Below are 628 nucleotides of genomic sequence, written 5' to 3'. Positions count from 1 at the left end.
GTCATTGATGAAAGCCTGGACGTGATGCTGTGGGCACTGCGGCGCAATGATCCCGAGGGCTGGCTCTCACCACCCAAGGGTTCCATCGATGACATGCTCGCGCTGATTGCCGGCAACGACGGTGCTTTCAAGCGCAGCCTGGACCGCTACAAATACCCGAATCGCTACACCGAAGAATCCGCAGGCAATACCGAGGCTTTTGCGCAGCTGCAGCGCGGCCTGGGTGCGGCATGGCTGCTCAAGCTGGACGGCATGCTGGCAGGCGGGTGGCTGTTTGGCGCACGCGCCAGCCTGGCCGACATGGCGCTGCTGCCATTTGTGCGCCAGTTCGCGCATACCGACCCCGCCTGGTTTGCAGGCCAGCCCTGGCCGCAACTGCTAGCCTGGCTGGCGCACTTTGAAGCCAGCGCGCTATATGCCGGCGTGATGGACAAGCATGCGCCATGGCAGGCGGGCACAGCATGAAGCTTCAGTCGCTATCAAATCAATAGCTTCTTGCGCTCGCCTTCATTGGGCTTGGCAGCAATTTTGTGCCTGAGATTTGGGGGAATCGGAAAAAACTGCTGCCGGGGGCTTGCGGTTTGATTTGCCTTTTGCAGGCATGTACCGGAACAAGGACTTTCAACGT

Annotated in this window: 1 protein-coding gene; it reads left to right on the top strand. The window is 60.0% G+C overall.

Annotated features, from left to right (window positions below; all coding sequences use genetic code 11):
• The coding region (locus AC1DWI_RS25670; protein WP_477726257.1) for a glutathione S-transferase C-terminal domain-containing protein at positions 1 to 465 on the top strand (465 nt) is incomplete at its 5' end.
• Positions 466 to 628: the final 163 nt, after the last annotated feature.

It is taken from the genome of Polaromonas sp. P3_C2 (genome assembly GCF_056402675.1).
Note: the sequence above shows the minus strand (reverse complement) of the source record. Positions and strands in the feature narration are given on the sequence as shown.